We start from the raw sequence: 22574 nt of genomic DNA, 5'->3' as shown, positions 1-22574 counted from the left end.
TAGCTTCACATACTCCCGCGAAACCTGGATAGGGTCCTCGGCGATACCATCGAGCCAAGGTGCCCCGGCCACGTGAGACGTACCGACATCTGTCGGGCCCACCCCAGATCCACCCGCCCAGGAAAGGGACTGCGATGACCGAGTTCAGTGTGCCGGCCCGGTTCTCGATAGCCGAGGACTCCGATGCCACCGGCATCCTCTTCGGCATCGCCGAGAACACCCCCCAGCGAACCGTGTTCCGCCACAAGGAAGGTGACGATTGGGCCCCGGTGTCGGCGAAGGATGCCGCCGATCGAGTGACCACTCTCGCCAAGGGGCTGATCGCCTCCGGCGTCGGCCCCGGAGACCGGGTGGCGCTGCTCTCCCGAACCCGCCTGGAGTGGTCGCTGCTGGACTTCGCGATCTGGTCGGCCGGCGCGACCACCGTCCCCATCTACGATTCGTCGTCCGGTCCGCAGATCGAATGGATTCTCAGTGATTCCGGGGCCACCACGATCATCGTGGAGGACGATTCGCACCGGAAGGCCTACGAGACCACCTCGGGTCCGTCCAAGGGCGTGCGGTTGTTCCAGATCGACGCCACCGACGGGGCGGGGGCCGTCGACGAACTGATCGCCGCCGGCGCCGACATCCACGACGACGAGGTCGCCAAGCGGCGCACCGCACTGTCGGCCGCCGACCCGGCGACGCTGATCTACACCTCGGGAACAACCGGCCGCCCCAAGGGCTGCATGCTCACCCACGCGAATCTGCTCTCGGAGATCTACGCCGTGCTCGAGGGCAACCTGAGCACATTGCTCGCCCCGGGACGTCGGATGCTGATGTTCCTGCCGATGGCACACGTGCTGGCCCGCGCGATCACCCTGGTCGCGATCGAGGCCGGTGTCGAGGTCGGCTTCACCAGCGACATCCCCAATCTCGTACCGGAATTCGCGGTGTTCAAACCGTCTCTGATCCTCTCGGTGCCCCGGGTGTTCGAGAAGGTCTTCGCCTCAGCACGGCAGAAGGCGCACGACGACGGCAAGGGTCGGATCTTCGACGCCGCCGCCACCACCGCGGTCGAGTACTCCGAAGCACTCGGCACCGACTCCGGACCAGGGATCGTGTTGCGCGCCAAGCATCGCCTGTTCGACGCCCTCGTCTACGGAAAGTTGCGCGCGGCCCTGGGCGGCGACTGCGAGCTGGCGATCTCCGGCGGCGCACCGCTGGGTGCGCGACTCGGGCACTTCTTCCGCGGCATCGGGATCCCGGTGTACGAAGGCTACGGACTGACCGAGACGACCGCTGCATTCGCGGTCAACACCCCCGGCGAACACAAGGTCGGAACCGTCGGCAAGCCGTTGGCGGGCAACTCCGTACGGCTGGGTGAGGACGGCGAGGTGCTGCTGTCGGGCGGCGTCGTGTTCGACGGTTACTGGCAGAATCCGGAGGCCACGGCCTCCGCGCTGGAGGACGGTTGGTTCCACACCGGCGACCTCGGCCGGATCGACGACGAGGGCTTCATCACCATCACCGGGCGCAAGAAGGAATTGATCGTCACCGCGGGCGGCAAGAACGTCTCCCCCGCCGGACTCGAGGACGTCATCCGCGCGAATCCCCTCGTGTCGCAGGCACTCGTCGTCGGCGACAACCAGCCGTTCATCGGCGCGCTGGTCACCATCGATCCCGAGACGTTCCCGGCCTGGAAGAGCCGCAACGGCAGGGCCGACGATGCCACGGTGGCCGATCTGGTCGACGACGCCGATCTGCGCACCGAGATCCAGTCGGCAATCGACGCGGCCAACGAGACGGTCTCGCACGCCGAGGCGATCAAGAAATTCCGGATCCTGCCTGCCGACTTCACCGAGGAGACCGGCGAGATGACGCCGACACTCAAGGTCAAGCGCAACGTGGTGGTCGACAAGTACGCCGACCAGATCTCGGCCATCTACGCCCGCTGAGCCACTGCACGATCAGGGCCCGCCGCGTCCGGCGACTGTCGCTACAGGAGTTGGACGAGGCGGCTCGCGATCGCGCGCCACTGCCACCGCTCGACCGCGAACTCGCGGCCGCGCTCACCCATACGTCGGGCGAGCCTGCGATCGCTGAGGATGTCGATCACCGCGAGGGCGACCGCATCGATGTCGGTGCCGTCCACGACCGTTCCGGTGACTCCCTCGATCACCGTCTCCGGCGCGCCTCCGGACTGCCCGGCCACCACCGGGACGCCGGTCGACGACGCCTCCAGGTAGACGATGCCGAGCCCTTCCACGTCGAGGCCGCGGCCTCGGGTGCGAGACGGCATCGCGAAGACGTCGGCGATGGCGTGATAGGCGGGTAGTTCGTCAGCGGGCACCGAACCGGTGAACACCACGTGATCGGCGACGCCGGTCTCCTCGGCGAGCCGGTGCAGCGTCTCGGCGTACGGACCGCCACCGACGATCACCAGCACTGCGTCGGGGATGCGCATGCGGATGCCCGGCAGGGCCTTGATCAACACGTCCTGGCCCTTGCGCGGGACGAGACGGGACAGGCAGAGCACCGTCGGCCGGTCGCCCAGTTCATGTCGGTCGCGGATGCGTTGTCGGGCAGCAGGGTCCGGCGCGAACCGATCGGTGTCCACACCCGGCGGCAGATGTTCGAGAGCGGCCTGCGCACCGAATGCGGCCGCGAACCGGCCACGGGTGTACCGCGAGACGAAGGTCACCACATCGGTGTGCGCTCCGATGTGCCCGAGGATCTGACGGGCGATCGGCACCATCGACCAACCGACCTCGTGGCCGTGGGTCGAGGCGATCACGCGCCGCGCACCGGCACGCCGCATCACCGGCGCGAGGACCGCCAGCGGTGCGGCTGCACCGAACCACACCGTCTCGATGTCGTGTTCGGCGACTAGACGGGCCGCTCGACGTGCCACCGCGGGGGTGGGCAACATCAGCGTGGTCGGGTGCCGGACGACGGTGTACGGCACGCTGCGATCGAACTCGACATGCGAATCACCACGCCACCTGGGCGCGTACACGACGACCTGCTCGGGCGGCAGAAGGTCGACCAGATTCTGCAGGTACGACTGGATGCCACCGGGGCGCGGCGGGAAGTCGTTGGTCACCAACAGTGTTCGCCGCATCAGCGGACCTGCTCGGTGAGCCACGCGCGCCAGCGCTCGACCAGTTGGGCGCGAGACATCTTCAGCGTGTTGGTGATGGCAGCGTCCTGACGGCCCACATCGTCGGTGCCCGCGACCCCGATGTACAGGCGACGCAGGACGGTCTCGTCGAAACGGTCGGCGACGAAGGCCGCGACCGACCAGGCCGACTGATAGGCGATCGTCGCCTGCTCCGAGTCGACCGCGAAGTCGGCGTCGGTCGGGAACGCGGTCGGCGCCTCGCCCGCGCGGACACGTGCCGCTAGTTGCGGTGCGGCGTCGGCGAACCGGGTGTAGGTGCCACGGCGACCGACGTATTCGGGCACGCCCTCGGTGATCCACAGCGGCGCACCGGGTGCCGTGGCCGTTCGCGCGGCGACATGTGTGAGCTCGTGTCTGAGGACCACACCCAGCGCAGGGGCAGACAGCGTCCCGGCCGCGGGCGTGAGCACCACACGTTGACCGGTGACGGTCCGTGCGGCGCTGTCGAGATCGGCATAGACGGTGGCGGCCGCCGCCGCAGCGACATCCGATCCGAGACTCCGGGTGAGCGCACCGAACTGGTCGTTGTCACCCGTGGCGACGACGACGGCCCGGCGCGGCCACGCATCACCCCAGAACTCGGTCACCGCGTCGACTGCGTTCGGCAACAGGCTTCGCACCCGGGTGACAGTGTCCGCGGTGTCGGGATAGGACGCGATGACCGATGCACCGCCGGCAGTACGAACATCTGCGGCACGGACCCCCGGGAGTTCCCAGAGCTGCACCGGGGGCGGCGCCGCGCCATCGCCCCGGTAGTCGCCGACCACCTTCCAGTCGTCGCCGTAGCGGGCCAGGATCATCGTCGTGGTGGACACGATCTCGGGCTCGTCGATGCCCGGGATCGCCGACCCGCCGAGCGCGTGGTGGATCTCGACGGGCGCGACCCAGGCATCCGAACTGCCCTGCTCGTCGAGTCGCGCCTGGATCTCCGGAGGCACCAGCGGCTCGGTCTCCTGAACGGGTGTCAGGCGATATTCCAGCAACCGCGGACGCAGACGACCACCACGCCGCTCGCCGGCGGAATCGGATTCACCGGCTGCCGGTGGGGCCCCGGTCTGCCCCGCCGTCGACGATGGGCGACCGGTGTCGGCGGGAGCCAGGTTGTCCACCGCGGTCGTCAGGGTCGCCCGGAAGCTCGGGGACGCCGACGGGTCGATCAGGGGGTCGAGACGACGACGGTCACCGTCCCGGATGGCCGGACCGAGCGCGTCGAGCAGTCGCTGGGCCCCCTCGCTGCGACTGACCTCGTAGGCGCTGCTCGGAGTCGCCGACTGAGCGGTGTCCTCGGAGACGGGCGGCGTGTCGGTACATGCGGTCAGCAGCGTCGCCGACACGACGAGAGCCAGGACGGCGGCCACGGTGGACGCACCGCGGAAGCGGTTGCGGGCGATCATGAGTCGACCGCCGAAGCGGCCTGCAGCGGTGTCACCGCGCGATCAGTACCGGCGCGCCGCGTTGTACGGACCGGCCTCGTCGATCGGCACGACCTTCACCGGGACCCCGAAGGTCGACGCATGGACGACGTAACCGTCGCCGACGTACATACCGACATGCGAGGCACCGGAGTAATAGATGATCAGGTCACCCGGTTTGAGGTCGTTGCGGGAGACGGCCTGGCCGCCGCCCAGCTGGGCCTCGCTCGACCGCGGCAGGGTCTTGCCGGCCTGCTTGAACGCCCAGACCATCAGGCCGGAGCAGTCGAACGAGTTCGGCCCGGTGGCGCCCCACACGTAGGGATCGCCGATGCGGGTCAACGCGGCCTGGACCGCGACCAACGCCGCGGAGGTGCCTTTGGGCACCAGACGCGGGTCGAAGTCGAACTTCGGACCGCGGAGGGCAGCGAGTTGCTTGCCTGTCATCGACTGGTAGACGGCGCGGATCTGTACCGCCTGCAGCTGCAGATTCGACTGTTTGGCCTGCAGATCACCTCGGGTGCGCTCGGCAGCAGCGACGGCCTTGGTGGCCGCTGCGGCGGTGCGCTCGGCCGAGTTCTTGGCCGCGATGGTCTTCTTGCGGGTCTCGCGGAGTCCGTTGAGATCCGCAGCCGATTGTCGAGAGATGAGCTCCAGCCCCGACATCTGGTCCAGGAGCGACTGTGGGGAGTCGCTGACCAACACGGCGTAGAGGCGGTTGACCCGGGCACCCTTGTAGCTGGCGCGGACCACGGCATCGACCCGGCGCTGGTAGCTGTCCAGCCGCGACTGGGTCGACGTGAGTGCGCGCTGCGCGTTCGTGGACGCCTTCTTGGCCCCGTCGACGATCGAACGTTGCTTGTCGTACTCGATCTGCGCGTTGTGCATGGCCTCGGCCGACTGCTCGGCATCCTGGCTCAGCTTCTTGTACTTGGTCAGCAACTGATCTGCCGACCGCACCGGCTCGGCCGACGCGTTACCCGCGCCGGAGACCGATGCACCGGGGGCGAGCGCGACGACGAACGCCATCAACCCCGCCGCGGCCATCGCCGGCACCGACCGCACACGTGCGGTCCTGGATGCGGAAACCACGGTGTCACCCACTCCTCTGCCAGGTCACAGCCACCCCCCGACCACCCGGTGGAGGTCGGGTCCCACTCTATGGCCGCCCACCGGGGTCGATGACTGGTTTGGGCGGATCACGCTGGTTCGCGCAATCCGCCCAAACTGGTATTACTTCGTCGCTGTGCGTCGACGCTCAGTAGCGCCGGACGCCCGTCAGCGACCACTCTTTGACGTTGCTCTTGGCCACCGGCGTCCCGTAGGTCGACGAGTGGACGAACTTGCCGTTGCCGACATAGATGCCAGCGTGGCCGCCACCGTTGAAGATGAGCACATCGCCGGGCTTGGCATCCTGGTAGGCAACCGCACGGCCGCCGCCCAGCTGGCCGTAGCTGTCACGCGGGATGTCCTTGCCGGCCTGCTTGTACGACCAGTAGACGAGTCCCGAGCAGTCGAAGGCGTTGGGGCCGGCAGAGCCGTACGAGTAGGGCGAACCGATCTTGCTCTCGGCGGCGCTGACGGCCTTCTCGGCCTGGGTCGGCTGTCCGATACCCGGCAGGGCGCCGCCACCACGGGGTGCGAACTGCTGCGGGATCTGGTCCTGGTTCAGCCCAGGAACCGTGAACTTGCCGAGATTCGGGATCTCGACCGAAGCTCCGGGAGCCTTCGCGGCCGGCTTCGGCGCGGCGGCGTCAGCGGCAGGCTTCTGCGCCTCGGGCTGGAATTCCTTCGGGATCTGCTTCTCGGCGACGCCGGGCAGTTCGAAGGTACCGATGTTGGGCACGTGGACCGGGGCGGCCAGCGCCGGACCCGCGGCGGCGGCGAGCGAGCCGACCGTAATCGACCCAGCGATCACCGCTTTCTTGGCGACCTTGCTGCCGCGGTTGGGCTGTTCCAAACGATGTTTGGCCACGAAGTGCGTTCTCCTTTAGTTCTCCCTACCGCCGACCGAGTTAGCTGTCGGGTTCGGGCCGAGAGAATGGCCCTACGCACGCACCATCGGGTAGAAGGCACGCGAGATTCACCCCAATTCGGATCGCTCCGAAATCTGTGGTTCCCCGGTTCGTCCAGATGGACGATTGAGCGGTGACCGATGCGGACCACTCCGGTTGGAGCGGGACGCTCCGCAAATGTCTCGGAAAGGTTACGAAATCAGATGCGGGTCTGTCCACCACAGCTGGCGGCAGGGTGTGGAGAACTCCGCTCAGCCAGCGCGCAGAACCGACAGATCAGGCCCCCTGCGACCCCTCTGAACTGGACCGATGTTGCTTCTTGCAGATACTGCAGTGGCGTTCGACACCATTGCAGCAGCGCTGAACACATCGATGGCAGAAGCGATCTCGTCGTCGGCCGTGACCATCGGCACAGCGACCGGTGGACGTGCGTCGACCCCATCGTTTCCGCTGTTGAGGGGGTCGAACAACACCTGCATCATGCATCCGTCGCAGGCACGTCGACGGCCCGGGCAGGAGTTGCAGTCGATATACATCTGTGATCTCCATCTCATTTGGGTGGGCGGGCATGTCGGGATGTCCGAGTCGCCGGGATCGGCGACGTCGAGCGTCGTGTCGAGCGAGGCCGACCCGACGGGCAGTTGCTCCGCACTGTCGGCTCGTCATGCCGGCTCCGCGGAGCCGATCTCGACCTGAGGCAGACAGTAGGAGTGGGTACCGACAAACTCGATGCCGCGACCGCGGGTCGAGACAAGATCCCATGCTTCCCGCCTGTCACACCCGACACTGTCGTTGCTTCGAACTAGTGTTCGTCTCGTGCAGCTGACGTTCGCCGATCTCGATGCCGACGGGGCGGAGTTCTCCGATCGCTCCCTGTTCGAGACCACCCTCGTCGTCGTCGACCTCGAGACCACGGGCGGCAGCGCGAAGGCCGATCAGATCACCGAGATCGGGGCGGTGAAGATCCGCGGCGGTGAGGTGATCGGCGAGTTCGCCACCCTCGTCGACCCGGGCTGCCGCATCCCTCCTCAGATCGTCACCCTCACGGGCATCACGCAGGCGATGGTCACCGACGCCCCGCGGATCGCCGAGGTGCTCCCGTCGTTCGTCGAGTTCGCCCGTGGAGCGATCCTGGTGGCGCACAACGCCCGCTTCGACATGGGCTTCCTCCGGCAGAACGCCGCCCGCCTCGGCATCGACTGGCCGTTCACCGCATCGCTGTGCACCGTGGCGATGGCACGCCGCATCCTCGACCGCGACGAGGCTCCGTCGGTCCGGTTGTCGGCGCTGGCCGACCTGTTCGACGTGAGCGTGCGTCCCACACACCGGGCACTCGACGACGCGCGGGCCACCGTCGAGGTGTTCCACCGGCTGCTCGAACGTGTCGGGAACCAGGGCATCACCAGCTACGAGGACCTGACCGGGTTCCTCCCCCGGCGCACCGACCCCCGCTTACGCGCCAAACGACACATCGCCGCGGGTGTCCCCGCCCGGCCCGGCGTCTATCTGTTCCGCGGTCCGTCCGACGAGGTCCTCTATGTCGGGACCGCGGTGGATCTACGCCGGCGCGTGATGTCGTACTTCACCGGGGCAGATCCCCGCCGACGGATGGGCGAGATGGTCGCGCTGGCCACCAGGGTGGACCACATCGAGTGCGCACATGCCCTCGAGGCCGGCGTCCGAGAGCTCCGATTGCTGGGGGCACACGCTCCGGCATACAACCGTCGCTCGACCCAACCGCATCGCGGATGGTGGATCGTGCTGACGGCCGAGCGGTTCCCGCGGTTCAAGGTCACCCGTACCCCGGAGCCCGAGTCGCTCGGCCCCATCGGGAACCGCACGACCGCGACGACCGTCGCCGACCTGATCGCACAGGCGGCCGGCCTTCGCAGTTGCACCATCCGACTCGGGTCCGCCACCCATCACTGGTGCCGGGCCGATGCCGCGGGAGGTCGGCTGATCAGCGGTTGTCACGCCGGATCCGTTCGACCGCAGACCTTCTCGGAGTACCTGCCCCGCGCGGTGGCAGCGCGCGAACTGCTACTCGGCGAGTCGGACCGGCTGATGGGCACGCTCACCGAACGACTGGAGACGTTGTCGGCGGCCCACATGTTCGAATCCGCGGCGCGGCATCGCGACCGGCTGACGACGCTCATCGACGTCGTCTCCCGATGCCAACGGTTGTCGGCGCTGTGTCGGATCGCGGAATTGGTCGTCGCCCGCCCCGACGACCGCGGCGGGTGGGAGCTCGCGGTCCTCCGGCACGGACGGTTGGCGAGTGCGGGCGTCGCGCGACGCGGAGTCGCACCGATGCCGGTCGCCGAAGCGCTCATCGCGTCGGCCGAGACGGTCATCCCGGGCGCCGGCCCGTTGCTCGGGGCGCCTACCGAGGAAGCCGCACTGCTGTACCGGTGGATCACCGAACCCGGAGCGCGGATCGTCGCCTGTACCGATTCCTTCGCCCTGCCCGCAGGCGGTACCGAACGATGGCTGACGTGGTCGGCCGGCGCCCGGCGAGCCCGCGAGATCACTGCACGCGCGAGCTGAGCGGCAGGCCGATCGCGGCGCACTAGGGTGAGACGCATGATCACCGCCATCGTCCTCATCTCCGCCGACGTCCACCAGATCCCGGAGACCGCGCAGGCCGTGGCGGACATCCCGGGGGTGGCCGAGGTCTACTCCTGCGCCGGCGACGTCGACCTCATCGCGAAGATCCGGGTGCGCGGACACGAGGAGATCGCGGATGTGGTGACCGGTCGGATCAACCGCCTGCCCGGCGTGACGCACAGCGCCACCCACATCGCGTTCCGCAGCTACTCCAGTTCCGATGTCGAGGGCGGCTTCTCTATCGGCGAGTGACATCGTCGACTGTGCGCCCGAAAGCGTCGACCGTGCGCCCGAAAACGTCGACCGTGCACTCAAGAACGTCGACCGTGCGCCCGAAAGCGTCGACCGTGCGCCCGAACTCGTTCATCGTGCATCCGCCACGATGATCACCGCACGATCAACGATCCAGCGCGCACGATCAACGATCCAGAGCGCACGATCGACGCGGTACTGCGAATCGGGAGACCGGCCGTCAGAGTGATCCGCTGAGCGCCACCCATCGGTCGAGCACGGATGTGGCCGCTCCCCCGTCGATCGCCTCCGCGGCCCGTCGCGCGCCGTCGGCCAGAGCGTCGCGGAGACCCTGATCGGTCAGTGGCGCGGCCTGTTCGGCGGCGACGATCGCCCCGGCCGCATTCAGCAGTACCGCATCACGGACCGGACCGGTCGCGCCGGCGAACAGACCACGTGCGATCTCGGCGTTGACCGAGGCGTCGCCGCCCTGCAACGCACTGAGTTCCACACGCTCGAACCCGAGATCGCGTGGGTCCACCGACAATCGGGTGACGGTTCCGTCGACGACCTGCCAGACCGTCGATGTCGAGGTGGTGGTGAGTTCGTCGAGTCCGTCGTCACCGCGGACGACGAGGACGGAGTCGCCCCGTTCGGCGAAGGCACGGGCCAGGACGGGCGCGAGATCGTCGAAGGCGCAACCGATCAGACCGCGGGTCGGACGGGCCGGATTGGTCAGCGGCCCGAGGACGTTGAACACCGTCGGGATGCCGATCTCCTTGCGCGGCGGTCCGGTGAACCGGAACGCGGGGTGGAACACCGGCGCAAAGCAGAACCCGATACCCAACTCGGCGACGCAGCGCGCCACGCCCTCGGCGCCGAGGGTGATGGTCACGCCGAGTGCCTCGAGGACGTCCGCGCCACCACTCTTCGACGACGCGGCCCGGTTCCCGTGCTTGACCACCGGGACACCGGCCGCCGCGATGACGATCGACGTCATCGTCGAGATGTTCACGGTGTGCGACCGATCGCCGCCGGTCCCCACGACATCGACAGCGGGCCGGTCGAGTTCGACGAGTGTCGCGTGCGAGAGCATCGCAGACGCCAGGCCCCGCAACTCGGCTGCGGCAGCGCCCTTCATCTTGACGCCGACCCCGAACGCTGCGATCTGGGCGGGTGTCGCGCTGTCGGTCATGATCTCGTTCATCGCCCAGGCCGCCTCGTCGGCGGTCAGGTCGACGCCGTCGGTGACCGTCCCGAGGATCTGGGGCCAGGTGTGCGCGGTCTGCGTGCTGCTCACACCCGAGAACCCTAGTGCGCCGACCGGCCCGGATCCCATTTGCGTCCGGCCGGCCGCGATGAGGAACCCGACCGGCTCAGCGATCGAGCGGCCGCTGCGCCACCTGCCACCCGAGAACCTGGCCCGAATGCCGCGACGCCAGGCTCGCCATCCGCGACCGCTCCTGGGAGAGATGCATCGGGTCGAGGGCCTGTACCCGCGCGAGCGCCACCAGCTCCGTCCCCGACGGTCGGTCCGCGGACCCGAGGTGCGCCGCGGGAGCGGAGTCGACTGCGAGGTATTCGTCGAGCCCGGCCACCTCGATCGCCGCCGCGACCCGATCGGCGGGGATCGCCAGCAGGTGTCGCACGATCACCTGGTCGTCGGGACGCCATTCCGAGCCCTCCAGTACCGACGAACTCGACGCCGCGTGGTCGGACGACTCGGCGACCACCTCGACCGTCTCCGTCAGCTCCAGCGGGGTGTCGGCGACTGCCTTGCGACGGAGCAGCCCCGCCATCCGTTCCCGCCGCCCGGGGCGGACCGGGCGACCGTTCAGATCGCGTCGCGATGGCGTCTCGGAGTGGTCGTCGGAACCCATGTGCCCAGCAAATCACGGCCACGGGACACGCCGGTGAGAGCACCGTCGTGGGCCGCCACCAGGGTCGCCGCAAAAAGTTCCCACGAATTCTGGACCCAAGTGGTCAGCGCTTACTACGAACCGTCATACTTCAGTGGTGACTAGCGCTGTGGGTACCACTGGGACAGCCATCACCTCGCGCGTGCACTCGCTGAATCGGCCCAACATGGTCAGCGTCGGCACAATCGTGTGGTTGTCCAGTGAGTTGATGTTCTTCGCTGGACTGTTCGCGATGTATTTCGTCGCGCGGGCGAACGCCAATCCGGCGGAGGGGTGGCCACCGCCGCCCACCGAGTTGAACCTCTATCTGGCCATCCCGGTCACCACCGTGCTGATCCTGTCCTCGGTGACCTGCCAGATGGGTGTGTTCGCCGCCGAGCGTGGCGATGTCTTCGGCCTGCGCCGGTGGTACATCATCACGTTCCTGATGGGTGCGTTCTTCGTCGCCGGCCAGGGTTACGAGTACTACCACCTGGTGCACGAGGGCACGACGCTGTCGTCCAGCACCTACGGCTCCACCTTCTACATGGCGACCGGCTTCCACGGCCTGCACGTCATCGGTGGTCTCGTCGCATTCATCTTCCTGCTGATCCGCACCAAGCTCTCGAAGTTCACGCCCGCCCAGGCCACCGCGGCGATCGTGGTGTCCTACTACTGGCACTTCGTCGACATCGTCTGGATCGGCCTCTTCGTCACGATCTACTTCATCAGGTAGTGCCCCCGGGCTCGACCTGTCGCACCAGTCCATCCGCTTAGTAGAGAGTCACAGATGAGTTCATCTCCACCGCGACCGTCGGATGGCGACGACGTGGCTACCGGCGAGAACGCCGCAGTGACACCGTCTGCCTCGGCCTCGGCGACCACCGCTCGCAAGGCCCGTTCGCGTCGCAAACTGCGTCGTCGCGCCAGCGGCACCGTCATGTTGCTCGCCGGCCTGCTCTTCGCCGGCGTGCTCGCGTCGGTGCTGACCCCCAAGCCACAGGTCGCCACCGCGGACGAGTCCAACGCCGCGCTGATCACCGACGGCAAGCGGCTGTACGAGACCTCGTGCATCACCTGTCACGGTGCCAACCTGCAGGGTGTGCCCGACCGTGGTCCCGCGCTGATCGGCGTCGGCGACGCGGCGGTCTACTTCCAGGTCTCCACCGGACGTATGCCTGCGGCCCGCGGCGAGGCACAGGCACTGCGCAAGCCGCCGAAGTTCACCAAGGCACAGATCGACCAGCTGGGTGCCTACATCCAGTCGCAGGGCGGTGGCCCGCAGGTGATCTACGAGCGCAACCCCGACGGCAGCGTGAAGAAGGAGAACGGCCTCCCGGTCGTCGCCTCCGACTCGCTGCGTGGTCAGAACCTGGGTCGCGGCAGTGAGCTCTTCCGTCTGAACTGCGCCTCCTGCCACAACTTCACCGGTCGTGGCGGCGCACTCTCCTCGGGCAAGTTCGCGCCCAACCTGGACGGCGTGACCGAGCAGCAGATCTACACGGCGATGCTCACCGGTCCGCAGAACATGCCGAAGTTCTCCAACCGTCAGCTGTCGCTGGACGAGAAGAAGGACATCATCGGCTTCATCAAGTACGTCACCGAGTCCAAGCCGCAGGGTGGCCTGGGTCTCGGCGGCTTCGGCCCGGTCAGCGAGGGCATGGTGATGTGGGTCGTCGGAGTCGTGGCAATCGTCGCCGGCGCTATGTGGATGGGATCGCGAACATGAGTGCAGCCGGCGACAAGGACAACCTGTCCAAGGAAGAACTCGACCAGCTGAGTTCGGAAGAGCTGGTCAAACTCGGCACCAATCTCGACGGTGTCCAGATCATCCATCGCGCCGAGCGGTTCCCGGAGCCGGGTAGCAAGGCCGAGAAGCGCGCCGAGCGCTCGGTTGCCGTGTGGTTCCTCATCGCAGGACTGTCGGCCATCGCGTGCTTCATCATCTTCATCTGGAATCACTGGGAGTTCGCACTCCCCGGTGACGACAACTACTGGCGTTACACGCTGAACACCCCGCTGCTGGGCGTGACCTTCGGACTCGCCGTGCTGGCCATCGGCATCGGCGCGGTGCAGTTCACCAAGAAATTCATCCCGGCCGAGCTGTCGGTGCAGGACCGTCACGACGGCGGCTCCACCGAGGTCGACAAGAAGACGATCGTCGCCGAGCTCGACGACTCGTTGAAGACCTCGACTCTGCCCCGCCGCAAGATGATCATCGGATCGGCGGCATTCGGACTCGGTGCGTTCGCGTTCACCGGTCTGATCGCGGCCCTCGGCGGCATCATCAAGAACCCGTGGGCCGAGCGCGGCAACTCACCGCTGTGGCACACCGGCTGGTCGCCGATCTACAACCCGGCCGGCGATCCGAACGAGACGGTCTTTCTCCGTCGCGACACCGGCAACCCGCTTCAGGTCGCCCTGGTCCGCCCGGAGGACCTCGACGCGGGTGCGATGGAGACTGTCTTCCCGTGGCGTGTCTCCGACGGATTCGGCGAGACCGAGGAGTCCCGTCACAAGTTGATCGAGGGGCTGCGCTACGTCAGCAACCCGGTCATGTTGATCCGACTGCGCACCGAGGACGCCGCGCGGGCGATCAAGCGCAAGGGCCAGGAGAGCTTCAACTACGGCGACTACTTCGCGTACACGAAGGTCTGCAGTCACCTGGGATGCCCGACGTCGCTCTACGAGCAGCGCACCAACCGCATCCTCTGCCCGTGCCACCAGTCGCAGTTCAACGCACTCGAGTACGCCAAGCCGGTCTTCGGTCCGGCTGCGCGAGCCCTGGCGCAACTGCCGATCACGGTGAACAATCAGGGTTACATGGTCGCTGCGGGCGATTTCATCGAGCCCGTCGGACCCGCATTCTGGGAGCGTAAATCATGACCATCGCCGACCGTCTCGGGACGCAAGCCGGAGAGGTGGACTCGCGGTACCACCTCGCGGCCGGCGTGCGCCGACAGATCAACAAGGTCTTCCCGACCCACTGGTCGTTCCTGTTGGGCGAGATCGCCCTCTACAGCTTCATCATCCTGCTGGTCTCGGGCACGTACCTGACCCTGTTCTTCGATCCGTCGATGAGCGAGGTCATCTACGACGGCGCCTACCAGCCGCTCAACGGCGTGATGATGACCAAAGCCTACGAGACCACCCTGAACATCTCGTTCGAGGTGCGCGGCGGCCTGTTCGTCCGCCAGATCCACCACTGGGCCGCCCTGCTGTTCGCGGCCTCGATCATCATCCACATGATGCGCATCTTCTTCACCGGCGCCTTCCGGCGGCCGCGTGAGGCGAACTGGATCATCGGCTGCTTCCTGCTGATCCTGGCGATGTTCGAGGGCTTCTTCGGCTACTCGCTCCCCGACGACCTGCTCTCGGGCACCGGCGTCCGCGCCGCGATGAGCGGCATCGTCCTCGGCATCCCGCTGGTCGGCACCTGGATCCACTGGGCGCTGTTCGGAGGACAGTTCCCGGGCGAGATCATCATCCCGCGCCTGTACATCCTGCACGTGCTGCTGTTCCCGGCGATCATCCTCGCGCTGATCGGCGCTCACCTGGCACTCGTCTGGTACCAGAAGCACACCCAGTTCCCCGGCCCGGGTCGCACCGAGAAGAACGTCGTCGGTGTCCGCATCCTGCCGGTGTTCGCCGTCAAGTCGGGTGCGTTCTTCGCGGTCACCACCGGTGTCCTCGCGATCATGGCCGGCATCTTCCAGATCAACCCGGTCTGGGTGCTCGGTCCGTACAACCCGGCCCACGTGTCCGCGGGCTCCCAGCCAGACATATACATGCAATGGACCGACGGTCTCGCCCGTCTGATGCCTGCGTGGGAGCTGTATCTGGGCAACTACACGATCCCGGCGATCTTCTGGGTCGTCGTGGTCATCACGATCATCTTCGGTCTGATGTTCGCCTATCCGTGGATCGAGAAACGACTCACCGGTGACGACGCGCATCACAACCTGCTGCAGCGTCCGCGTGACGTGCCGGTCCGTACCGGTATCGGTGCGATGGCCCTGTCGTTCTACGTCATCATGACGCTGTCGTGTATGAACGACATCATCGCGCTGAAGTTCCACGTATCGCTCAACGCGACGACCTGGGTCGGACGTATCGGCCTGATCGTCATCCCGCCGCTGGCGTACTTCATCGCCTACCGCTGGGCTCTCTCGCTGCAGCGCAGTGACCGCGCGGTCCTCGAGCACGGCATCGAGACCGGCATCATCAAGCGTCTGCCGCAGGGCGAGTACATCGAGGTCCACCAGCCGCTCGGCCCGGTCGACGACCACGGTCACCCGATCCCGCTCCCCTACGAGGGCGCGGCCATCCCGAAACGGATGAACAAGCTAGGGTCCGCGGGTGCGCCGGGAACCGGGTCGCTCATGGTGGCCGATCCGCCGGAGCAGCAGGAGCGCAACGTCGAGCTCGAGCACGAGAAGCACCTCGAAGAGCGCAAGGCCCTGCAGGAGTTGCAGGCCAAGGGAGGCAATCCCTTCGACTGACTCCTGGTCGGTTGTCCACGAGAACGGCTGTCGTCGCATCTGCGACGGCAGCCGTTCTCGTCTGTCCGGTCGACGATCCCGACCTGGCTCGCACGACCGCCGCCGGGCACCCACGACCTGACCGCGCTGCGATCTGCACTGCGTATCCGACGAGCACCCCGGCCCCGACGTTCTCGGTACCCGACTACGGTTGAGTGATGACGGCACTCCCCCGGCGACTCACCGGACTCCGCCAGATCACCCGCGGCCTGGGCACCCTGGACGCAGAGATCTTCGACTCGATCGCCCGCTCACCGAGCCCCCTCCTGGACGCCACGATGCCGCCCCTCACCCGCGCGGCCGACCACTCGAAACTGTGGATCGGGATCGCGGGCGGCATGGCGCTGACCGGACGGCCGACCGCACAGCGTGCCGCCGTCCGCGGCCTCGGAACCCTGGCGGTGACGAGTCTGGTCACAAATCAGGTGGCCAAACGCATCCGTCGACGCCCCCGACCCGGGGTCACCCTCATCCCGCTCAACCGCCGGGCCCGCCGCCGTCCGACCTCGAACTCGTTGCCTTCCGGACACTCCGCCAGTGCTGCCGCCTTCGCCGTCGCAGTCGGCGCCGAGCACGCACCCACCGGCCTGGTGTTGGGTGGGCTCGCCGGACTGGTCGGTCTGTCACGGGTGGTCACCGGCGCCCACTACCCCGGCGACGTGGTCATCGGTTGGGGCATCGGCGCAGCCATCGCGGTGGTCGGTGCACGGTTGGTCCCGCCGATAACCGTGCCGTCGGTACCGGTGGCCCCGGTGTCGATCGTCGACACCCCGGAGCGCCCGCGCGGCGCCGGGGCGATCGCGGTGATCAACCCGGCATCAGGCGACGGCACCGGCGCACGTATCGGCGACCAGATCCGAAAGCAGCTGCCGGACACCGAGATCATCGAACTCGGGCCCGACGACGACATCGCCGCGACGCTCGAGGCGGCCGCCGAACGGGCCGAGGTCCTCGCGGTGGTGGGCGGCGACGGGACGGTGGCGTGCGCCGCGGCCATCGCCGTCGGTGCCGGCATCCCGCTGGCCGTCTTCCCCGGCGGTACCTTCAACCACTTCGCGAAGGACCTCGGCTGTGCGTCGGCGGACGCGACCATCGCCGCGATCCGAGCCGGTAGCGCACACCGGGTCGATGTGGTGCGTCTGAACGACCAGACCATCATCAACACGGCCAGCATCGGCTCCTATCCGCAGTTCGTGCGTCGACGCACCCGACTCCAGGGGCGTCGTGTCCCGCGACCGCTGGCAACCGCGTACGCGACCATCCAGACGGCACGGCGCAGCGACCCCGTGTCGATCGTCGTCGACGGCAGGCGCATCGAGACCTCGCTCTTCCTCCTGGGCAACTCGCTCTACCGTCCGTCGGGATTCGCTCCGTCTCGCCGACTCCGCCTCGACGACGGGCTGATCGACGTACGCATCCTCGACCGCGGCGGACGATTCGCCACCCTGCGATTGCTCGGCTCGCTGCTGTCCGGCCGGCTGCAGCGGTCGGGTTCGTATCACGAGATGGCAGTACCCGAATTCGAGTTCACCGCCGTCGACGGCCCGACCCTCATCGCCCACGACGGCGAGCTCGGCGAGTACCGGGAGTCGGCCCGCTTCACGGTCGACTATCGGGCGCTCACCGTGTTCGCCCCGTCCCGCTGACAGTCGGGAAGACCTGCACACGCGGATACCCGCACACGCGAACGGCCGCATCCGGATCGGATGCGGCCGTTCGGCGGTCGTCCCGCGGGACGCCGAAAGAGCTTTCTCGTCAGTGCTTCTCAGGTCCGACGTGGTACTCGAACACCAATCCCGCGGCCGATGCGATGATCACCGCGGCGGCGAAGATGGCGAACCAGAAGTTGCCCGTCGCGAAACCGATTGCGAACAGCGCGGCACCGGCGGCGAGCAGCAACGGCCACCAGCTGTGCGGGCTGAAGAAGCCGAGTTCACCGGCCCCGTCCTCGATCTCCGCCTCTTCGTAGTCCTCGGGACGGATCTCGACGCGACGCGCGACGAACCGGAAGTAGGTGCCCGCGATGAGCGTCAGGCCACCGGTGAAGAACATCGCCGTCACACCGGCCCACTCCACGCCGCGGCCGGAGAAGAAGGTGCAGATCGTGTAGATGATGGCCGCGACGAAGAAGAACGCGGTCAGCAGCTCGAAGATCCGGGCTTCGATTTTCATCGATTGGCTCCTACCGTGCAGTTCGGCAAGGACGTGTTGTTGGCGTCACCCAGATCCTTCGGGGTGTCGCCCTTGGTGGCACGACGGGTGTCGAACGGCACCGTGGTCACCGACTGCGGGACCTCGCAGATGTCCTGCAGCGCCTGCGCATTGGTGGCCGACGGATTGTCGCGTCGGTACTGGATGTAGGAGTCGAACTTCTCCGGGCTGACCGCGCGGACCTCGAAGTTCATCATCGAGTGGTACGTGCCGCACATCTCCGCGCACCGTCCGACGAACGCCCCGGCCCGATCGATCGAGTCGATCTGGAATCGGCTGTCGCTGTGGTTCTGCTTCGGGAACGGCAGGACGTCGCGCTTGAACAGGAACTCGGGCACCCAGAACGAGTGGATCACGTCGGCGGACGCGATCTCGAACTCGATGCGCTTGCCGGTCGGGAGCACCAGCACCGGGATCTCCGACGACGAACCGACCGTCTCGACCTGGTTGAACTTGAGGTAGTTGCGGATGTCGTCGTCGCGACCGCCGGCCGGGCCAAGGATCTCGACCTTCTCGCCCTCGTGCTCGCGGTACTGCGGCACCTGCAGATCGAAGGGGCTGCCGTTGCGCTCGAATCCGTTGTAGCGCTCGCCGTCGGCGAGTGCGACCTCGCGGTAGCCGAACTTCCAGTTCCACTGGAACGCGGTCACATCGACCACCACCGACGGATTGTCGGTCTTGGCCTCGACGCGGTTCTGCACCACGACAGTGAAGTAGAAGAGCACGGCGATGATCACGAACGGGATCGCCGTGTAGGTGAGCTCGAGCGGCACGTTGTATGCCGTCTGGCGCGGGAAGACGTCGTCCTGGTTCTTCTTAGCGCGATGGAACGTGATGGTCCAGAAGATCAGCGCCCAGACGATGATGCCCATCACCAGGGCGGCGATGACCGACCAGGTCCACAGGTCACCCATCAGCTTGGCCTGCGGGGTGACGCCCTCCGGCCAACCGAAGCGCATCACGTCACGGGCATCGCAACCGGTCATAACGATCGCACCGACAGCGAGAGCGGCGACAAACCCGACCCGTTTGATCATCCGCGACGAGGTGCCCTCACCCCGCGTCCCGGGCCGTCCACCGTGTGTCAATTTCACGCCTTCCTGCTCGCTCGACGGCGGCACCCATCCACCGGTCGAGTCGCACGCCACATGAGCTGCACGGTGCAATTCTTGCACCTAGTACTACGCAGCGTAGACCAACACGGCGAACCTGTCGGAATTGGGGTTTGCCCTCGGGTGTCGGCCCGTCGACAGGGCCCGTGGGCGGTCGGGGCGAGCGTGCCGGGACACCCGCACCTGGGGCATACTCGGACCCGGCCGGAACCCCCGGTGACTACGGCGTCGATTGCGAAATGGAGCCCTGCCTGTGTGTGGTTTGCTCGGTCTGTTGACCGCGGACGGATCGGCGGCGGCTCACGCCGACGCCATCGCCGCGGCGTCGCACTGCATGCGGCACCGCGGTCCGGACGAACCGGGCACCTGGCACGACGACGACCTCGTGGTCGGGTTCAACCGACTCTCGATCATCGACATCGAGCACTCGCATCAGCCGCTGCGGTGGGGACCACCCGAGGCCCCGGACCGCTACGCACTGGTCTTCAACGGCGAGATCTACAACTACCTGGAGATCCGCGAGGAATTGAGCCGGGACGAGGGAACTGTCTTCGCGACCGAGGGTGACGGCGAGGCGATCGTCGCCGCGTTCCACCACTGGGGTCCGGACGCCGTCCGCCGACTCCGGGGCATGTTCGCCTTCGCCGTCTGGGACACCCAGACCCGATCGCTGTTCCTCGCGCGCGATCCGTTCGGCATCAAGCCGCTCTTCATCGCCACCGGACCGGCCGGCACGGCCTTCGGCAGCGAGAAGAAGAGCCTGTTGGAGTTGCTGGAGGGTCTGCGGCTCGCCGACGACCTCGATCCGCGTGCCATCGAGCACTACACGGTCTTGCAGTACGTCCCGGAGCCCGAGACGCTGCACGCGGCGATCCGCCGGCTGGAGTCGGGCTGCCACGCGACGATCCGTCCCGGCTCGGCGCCGGAGATCCGTCGCTATTTCACTCCCCAGTTCGGCGTCCGGCCGTTCGCGGCCGGATCGGAGCAGAAGCGCTACGACCAGATCGCCGACGTCCTGTCCGACTCGGTCGCCAAGCACATGCGGGCCGACGTCACCGTGGGTTCGTTCCTGTCCGGTGGCATCGACTCGACGGCCATCGCCGCGTTGGCGATCCGGCACAACCCCGACCTGATCACCTTCACCACCGGTTTCGAACGGGACGGGTACTCCGAGGTCGACGTCGCGGCCGAGTCGGCCGAGGCGATCGGGGCGCGCCACATCGTGAAGGTGGTCGGGCCCGAGGAGTTCGTGGCGGCCATCCCCGAGATCGTCTGGTATCTCGACGATCCGGTGGCCGATCCGGCACTGGTGCCGCTCTACTTCGTCGCCAAAGAGGCCCGCAAACACGTCAAGGTGGTGCTGTCCGGCGAGGGTGCCGACGAGTTGTTCGGTGGCTACACCATCTACAAGGAGCCACTCTCCCTGAGCGGCTTCGACAAACTCCCCACCGCTCTGCGTCGTCTCGCCGGCCGGCTGTCCGACCGCATCCCCGAGGGCACCCGCGGCAAGAGCCTGCTCCATCGCGGCTCGCTCACCCTGGAGGAGCGCTACTACGGCAACGCCCGCAGCTTCGACGACGCGCGACTGCGTGCGGTGCTGCGCGACTATCGGCCCGAGTGGACGCACACCGACGTCACGGCGCCCATCTACGCGCGCTCGCAGGGCTGGGATCCGGTGGCCCGTATGCAACACGTCGACCTCTTCACGTGGCTCCGCGGCGACATCCTGGTCAAAGCCGACAAGATGACGATGGCCAACTCGCTGGAGCTACGGGTGCCCTTCCTCGATCCCGAGGTGTTCGCGGTCGCCGAAGGTCTCCCCTTCGACGAGAAGATCTCACACGGGACGACCAAGTACGCACTGCGCAAGGCGCTCGAGCAGATCGTCCCCGCCCATGTGCTGCATCGGAAGAAGCTGGGCTTCCCGGTGCCGATCCGCCACTGGCTCGCAGGTCCGGAGCTCTTCGATTGGGCACACGAAACCATCCGCAACTCGCAGACCGACCACATCTTCGACAAGACCGCCGTACTGGCGATGCTGGACGAACACCGCGCCGGGACCGTCGACAACAGTCGTCGACTGTGGACGTTGCTGGTGTTCATGGTCTGGCATGCGATCTTCGTCGAGAAGACGCTGGCGCCGAGCATCTCCGACCACACCTACCCGGTCCGGCTCTAGACCCGATCGCCGGAAGTGGGCGGGCCCGGCGGCATCTGCCACCGGGCCCTGCTCGTGACGACGTTGCCCCCGTGAAGACGTTGCGCCCGAACGGCGATCGTCGGCGCGGCCGCGCCGCCGGAGACTAGAAGGCGGCGGCCAACTCTGCGGCGGCCTCGTCGCCGTACGCACCGGCCAGCCGGCGCAGCGCATCGTCGCGGTCCCAACTCCAGTCCTGGGTGGAGACCGTCTCGAGCACCAGCACGGCGACCATCGATCCCAGTTGCGCGGCCCGCTCGAACCCGAGCCCCTTGGACAGCGCGGTCAGGAAACCGGCCCGGAAACCGTCGCCGACGCCGGTCGGGTCGACCTTCTCCGTCTCGGGGACGACGTCGACACGGAGACGATCTCCGTCCTTGCCGACGATCTCGACGCCGTCCTTGCCGAGGGTCGTCACGCGGGTTCCGACCAACTCGGCGACCTGCGCATCGGACAGGCCGGTCTTCTGCTTGAGCAGACCCCACTCGTACTCGTTGGTGAACAGGTAGTCGGCGCCCTCGATCAGCGAGCGGGTCTGCTCACCGTCGAGGCGGGCGAGCTGCTGCGACGGGTCCGCGGCAAACGGGACGCCGAGCTCGCGGCATTCCCGGGTGTGGCGGACCATTGCGGCCGGGTCGTCGGCGCCCACCAGCACCAGCTCCGGTCGGCCGATCTCCCCGACGACGCTCGCGAGGGAGATCTCCCTGGCCTCACTCATCGCACCGGCGTAGAAGGTGGCCAGCTGTGCCATCGTCTCGTCGGTGGTGCACATGAAGCGGGCGGTGTGGTGCGTGTCGGAGACGCGGACGCCCCGGGTGTCGACGCCGTGCTCCTCGAGCCACGCACGGTAGTCGGCGAAGTCGGAGCCGACGGAACCGACCAGCGTCGGCGCACCGCCGAGGACACCCATGGCGAAGGCGATGTTGCCGCCGACGCCGCCGCGACGGACCACGAGGTCCTCGACGAGGAAGCTCAGCGAGATGTGTTCGAGATGATCCCCCAGCAGTTGTTCGGAGAACTTGCCCGGGAAGGTCATCAGATGGTCGGTGGCGATGGAACCGCACACAACGATGCTCACTGCAGCGTCAGCCTCTCGAGATGGGTCGTTGGACAGCTGTTCACGCTACCCACGGCTCGAAACGACACCGACCGCACCCCGAGTACGGGATGCGGTCGGTGGGAGA

General features: G+C 67.3%; 18 protein-coding genes and 1 riboswitch. Of the genes, 9 read left to right on the top strand and 9 right to left on the bottom strand.

Translation table 11 applies throughout. The annotated features are described in order from the left end of the window. Positions 1 to 134 precede the first annotated feature (134 nt). Positions 135 to 1940 carry an AMP-dependent synthetase/ligase gene (locus tag GS4_RS16750; protein WP_007622696.1) on the top strand — a complete coding sequence of 602 codons (1806 nt, stop codon included), beginning with the start codon at positions 135 to 137 and terminating at the stop codon, positions 1938 to 1940. Between the two features lie 41 nt (positions 1941 to 1981). Here GS4_RS16750 and GS4_RS16745 read toward each other — a convergent pair whose 3' ends face one another. The 4 genes from GS4_RS16745 to GS4_RS16730 form a co-directional block, all read right to left on the bottom strand. Then, positions 1982 to 3106: a glycosyltransferase family 4 protein gene (locus tag GS4_RS16745; protein ID WP_040510833.1), complete on the bottom strand. Its 1125-nt coding sequence runs from the start codon at positions 3104 to 3106 to the stop codon at positions 1982 to 1984. Continuing rightward, a complete protein-coding gene (locus GS4_RS16740; protein WP_007622692.1) occupies positions 3106 to 4560 on the bottom strand; it encodes a hypothetical protein in 1455 nt (484 codons plus the stop codon). The genes GS4_RS16745 and GS4_RS16740 overlap by 1 nt, the downstream gene beginning before the upstream one ends. Positions 4561 to 4602: 42 nt before the next feature. Next, on the bottom strand, positions 4603 to 5625 hold the full coding sequence (locus GS4_RS16735) for an NlpC/P60 family protein (RefSeq protein ID WP_007622690.1): 1023 nt from the start codon (positions 5623 to 5625) through the stop codon (positions 4603 to 4605). Between the two features lie 211 nt (positions 5626 to 5836). After that, positions 5837 to 6553: a C40 family peptidase gene (locus GS4_RS16730; RefSeq protein WP_007622688.1), complete on the bottom strand. Its 717-nt coding sequence runs from the start codon at positions 6551 to 6553 to the stop codon at positions 5837 to 5839. Positions 6554 to 6567: 14 nt separating this feature from the next. Then, positions 6568 to 6736, bottom strand: a riboswitch (cyclic di-AMP (ydaO/yuaA leader). Between the two features lie 673 nt (positions 6737 to 7409). On the opposite strand from GS4_RS16730, the gene GS4_RS16720 reads away from it, so the two are divergent. After that, the gene (locus GS4_RS16720) at positions 7410 to 9140 is read left to right on the top strand and encodes a DEDD exonuclease domain-containing protein (protein ID WP_007622684.1); all 1731 of its coding nucleotides are present in this window, start codon (positions 7410 to 7412) and stop codon (positions 9138 to 9140) included. A 36-nt stretch (positions 9141 to 9176) separates the two neighbouring features. Beyond that, the gene (locus GS4_RS16715) at positions 9177 to 9452 is read left to right on the top strand and encodes an Lrp/AsnC family transcriptional regulator (protein ID WP_007622683.1); all 276 of its coding nucleotides are present in this window, start codon (positions 9177 to 9179) and stop codon (positions 9450 to 9452) included. Between the two features lie 220 nt (positions 9453 to 9672). On the opposite strand, the gene trpD is transcribed toward GS4_RS16715, so the two are convergent. Together trpD and GS4_RS16705 are read right to left on the bottom strand one after the other, a co-directional pair. Beyond that, positions 9673 to 10770: an anthranilate phosphoribosyltransferase gene (gene trpD / locus GS4_RS16710; protein ID WP_007622681.1), complete on the bottom strand. Its 1098-nt coding sequence runs from the start codon at positions 10768 to 10770 to the stop codon at positions 9673 to 9675. Positions 10771 to 10807: 37 nt separating this feature from the next. Next, positions 10808 to 11311, bottom strand: coding sequence for a hypothetical protein (locus GS4_RS16705; protein ID WP_007622679.1), 504 nt, complete (start codon positions 11309 to 11311; stop codon positions 10808 to 10810). Positions 11312 to 11447: 136 nt separating this feature from the next. On the opposite strand from GS4_RS16705, the gene ctaE reads away from it, so the two are divergent. From ctaE to GS4_RS16680, 5 genes are all read left to right on the top strand, one after another. Continuing rightward, positions 11448 to 12065 (top strand): aa3-type cytochrome oxidase subunit III, encoded by a 618-nt coding sequence (gene ctaE, locus GS4_RS16700; RefSeq protein ID WP_007622677.1) that lies wholly within the window; start codon positions 11448 to 11450, stop codon positions 12063 to 12065. Between the two features lie 54 nt (positions 12066 to 12119). Beyond that, a complete protein-coding gene (gene qcrC / locus GS4_RS16695) occupies positions 12120 to 13058 on the top strand; it encodes a cytochrome bc1 complex diheme cytochrome c subunit (protein ID WP_040510830.1) in 939 nt (312 codons plus the stop codon). Then, entirely contained in the window at positions 13055 to 14215 is a 1161-nt protein-coding gene (gene qcrA / locus GS4_RS16690; RefSeq protein WP_007622673.1) for a cytochrome bc1 complex Rieske iron-sulfur subunit, read from the top strand. The genes qcrC and qcrA overlap by 4 nt, the downstream gene beginning before the upstream one ends. After that, a complete protein-coding gene (gene qcrB, locus GS4_RS16685) occupies positions 14212 to 15831 on the top strand; it encodes a cytochrome bc1 complex cytochrome b subunit (RefSeq protein WP_007622671.1) in 1620 nt (539 codons plus the stop codon). The genes qcrA and qcrB overlap by 4 nt, the downstream gene beginning before the upstream one ends. Before the next feature lie 197 nt (positions 15832 to 16028). Beyond that, positions 16029 to 17516 (top strand): bifunctional phosphatase PAP2/diacylglycerol kinase family protein, encoded by a 1488-nt coding sequence (locus tag GS4_RS16680; protein WP_007622669.1) that lies wholly within the window; start codon positions 16029 to 16031, stop codon positions 17514 to 17516. Between the two features lie 109 nt (positions 17517 to 17625). On the opposite strand, the gene GS4_RS16675 is transcribed toward GS4_RS16680, so the two are convergent. Continuing rightward, positions 17626 to 18042 carry a cytochrome c oxidase subunit 4 gene (locus tag GS4_RS16675; protein WP_007622661.1) on the bottom strand — a complete coding sequence of 139 codons (417 nt, stop codon included), beginning with the start codon at positions 18040 to 18042 and terminating at the stop codon, positions 17626 to 17628. Beyond that, positions 18039 to 19175 (bottom strand): aa3-type cytochrome oxidase subunit II, encoded by a 1137-nt coding sequence (gene ctaC, locus GS4_RS16670; RefSeq protein WP_007622660.1) that lies wholly within the window; start codon positions 19173 to 19175, stop codon positions 18039 to 18041. Before ctaC ends, GS4_RS16675 begins: the two co-directional genes overlap by 4 nt. Positions 19176 to 19446: 271 nt before the next feature. On the opposite strand from ctaC, the gene asnB reads away from it, so the two are divergent. Continuing rightward, a complete protein-coding gene (gene asnB / locus GS4_RS16665; RefSeq protein WP_007622658.1) occupies positions 19447 to 21372 on the top strand; it encodes an asparagine synthase (glutamine-hydrolyzing) in 1926 nt (641 codons plus the stop codon). A 124-nt stretch (positions 21373 to 21496) separates the two neighbouring features. On the opposite strand, the gene GS4_RS16660 is transcribed toward asnB, so the two are convergent. After that, positions 21497 to 22468, bottom strand: a complete 972-nt coding sequence (locus tag GS4_RS16660) for a carbohydrate kinase family protein (RefSeq protein ID WP_007622656.1) — start codon at positions 22466 to 22468, stop codon at positions 21497 to 21499. Positions 22469 to 22574: the final 106 nt, after the last annotated feature.

The organism is Gordonia soli NBRC 108243 (assembly GCF_000334455.1).
GTDB lineage: Bacteria > Actinomycetota > Actinomycetes > Mycobacteriales > Mycobacteriaceae > Gordonia > Gordonia soli.
Note: the sequence above shows the minus strand (reverse complement) of the source record. Positions and strands in the feature narration are given on the sequence as shown.

Coding starts and splice junctions, on each gene's coding strand:
- GS4_RS16750 (WP_007622696.1), top strand. CDS start 135: ATGACCGAGTTCAGTGTGCCGGCCCGGTTCTCGATAGCCGAGGACTCC.
- GS4_RS16745 (WP_040510833.1), bottom strand. CDS start 3,106: ATGCGGCGAACACTGTTGGTGACCAACGACTTCCCGCCGCGCCCCGGT.
- GS4_RS16740 (WP_007622692.1), bottom strand. CDS start 4,560: ATGATCGCCCGCAACCGCTTCCGCGGTGCGTCCACCGTGGCCGCCGTC.
- GS4_RS16735 (WP_007622690.1), bottom strand. CDS start 5,625: ATGGCCGCGGCGGGGTTGATGGCGTTCGTCGTCGCGCTCGCCCCCGGT.
- GS4_RS16715 (WP_007622683.1), top strand. CDS start 9,177: ATGATCACCGCCATCGTCCTCATCTCCGCCGACGTCCACCAGATCCCG.
- trpD (WP_007622681.1), bottom strand. CDS start 10,770: ATGGGATCCGGGCCGGTCGGCGCACTAGGGTTCTCGGGTGTGAGCAGC.
- GS4_RS16705 (WP_007622679.1), bottom strand. CDS start 11,311: ATGGGTTCCGACGACCACTCCGAGACGCCATCGCGACGCGATCTGAAC.
- qcrC (WP_040510830.1), top strand. CDS start 12,120: ATGAGTTCATCTCCACCGCGACCGTCGGATGGCGACGACGTGGCTACC.
- qcrA (WP_007622673.1), top strand. CDS start 13,055: ATGAGTGCAGCCGGCGACAAGGACAACCTGTCCAAGGAAGAACTCGAC.
- qcrB (WP_007622671.1), top strand. CDS start 14,212: ATGACCATCGCCGACCGTCTCGGGACGCAAGCCGGAGAGGTGGACTCG.
- GS4_RS16680 (WP_007622669.1), top strand. CDS start 16,029: ATGACGGCACTCCCCCGGCGACTCACCGGACTCCGCCAGATCACCCGC.
- GS4_RS16675 (WP_007622661.1), bottom strand. CDS start 18,042: ATGAAAATCGAAGCCCGGATCTTCGAGCTGCTGACCGCGTTCTTCTTC.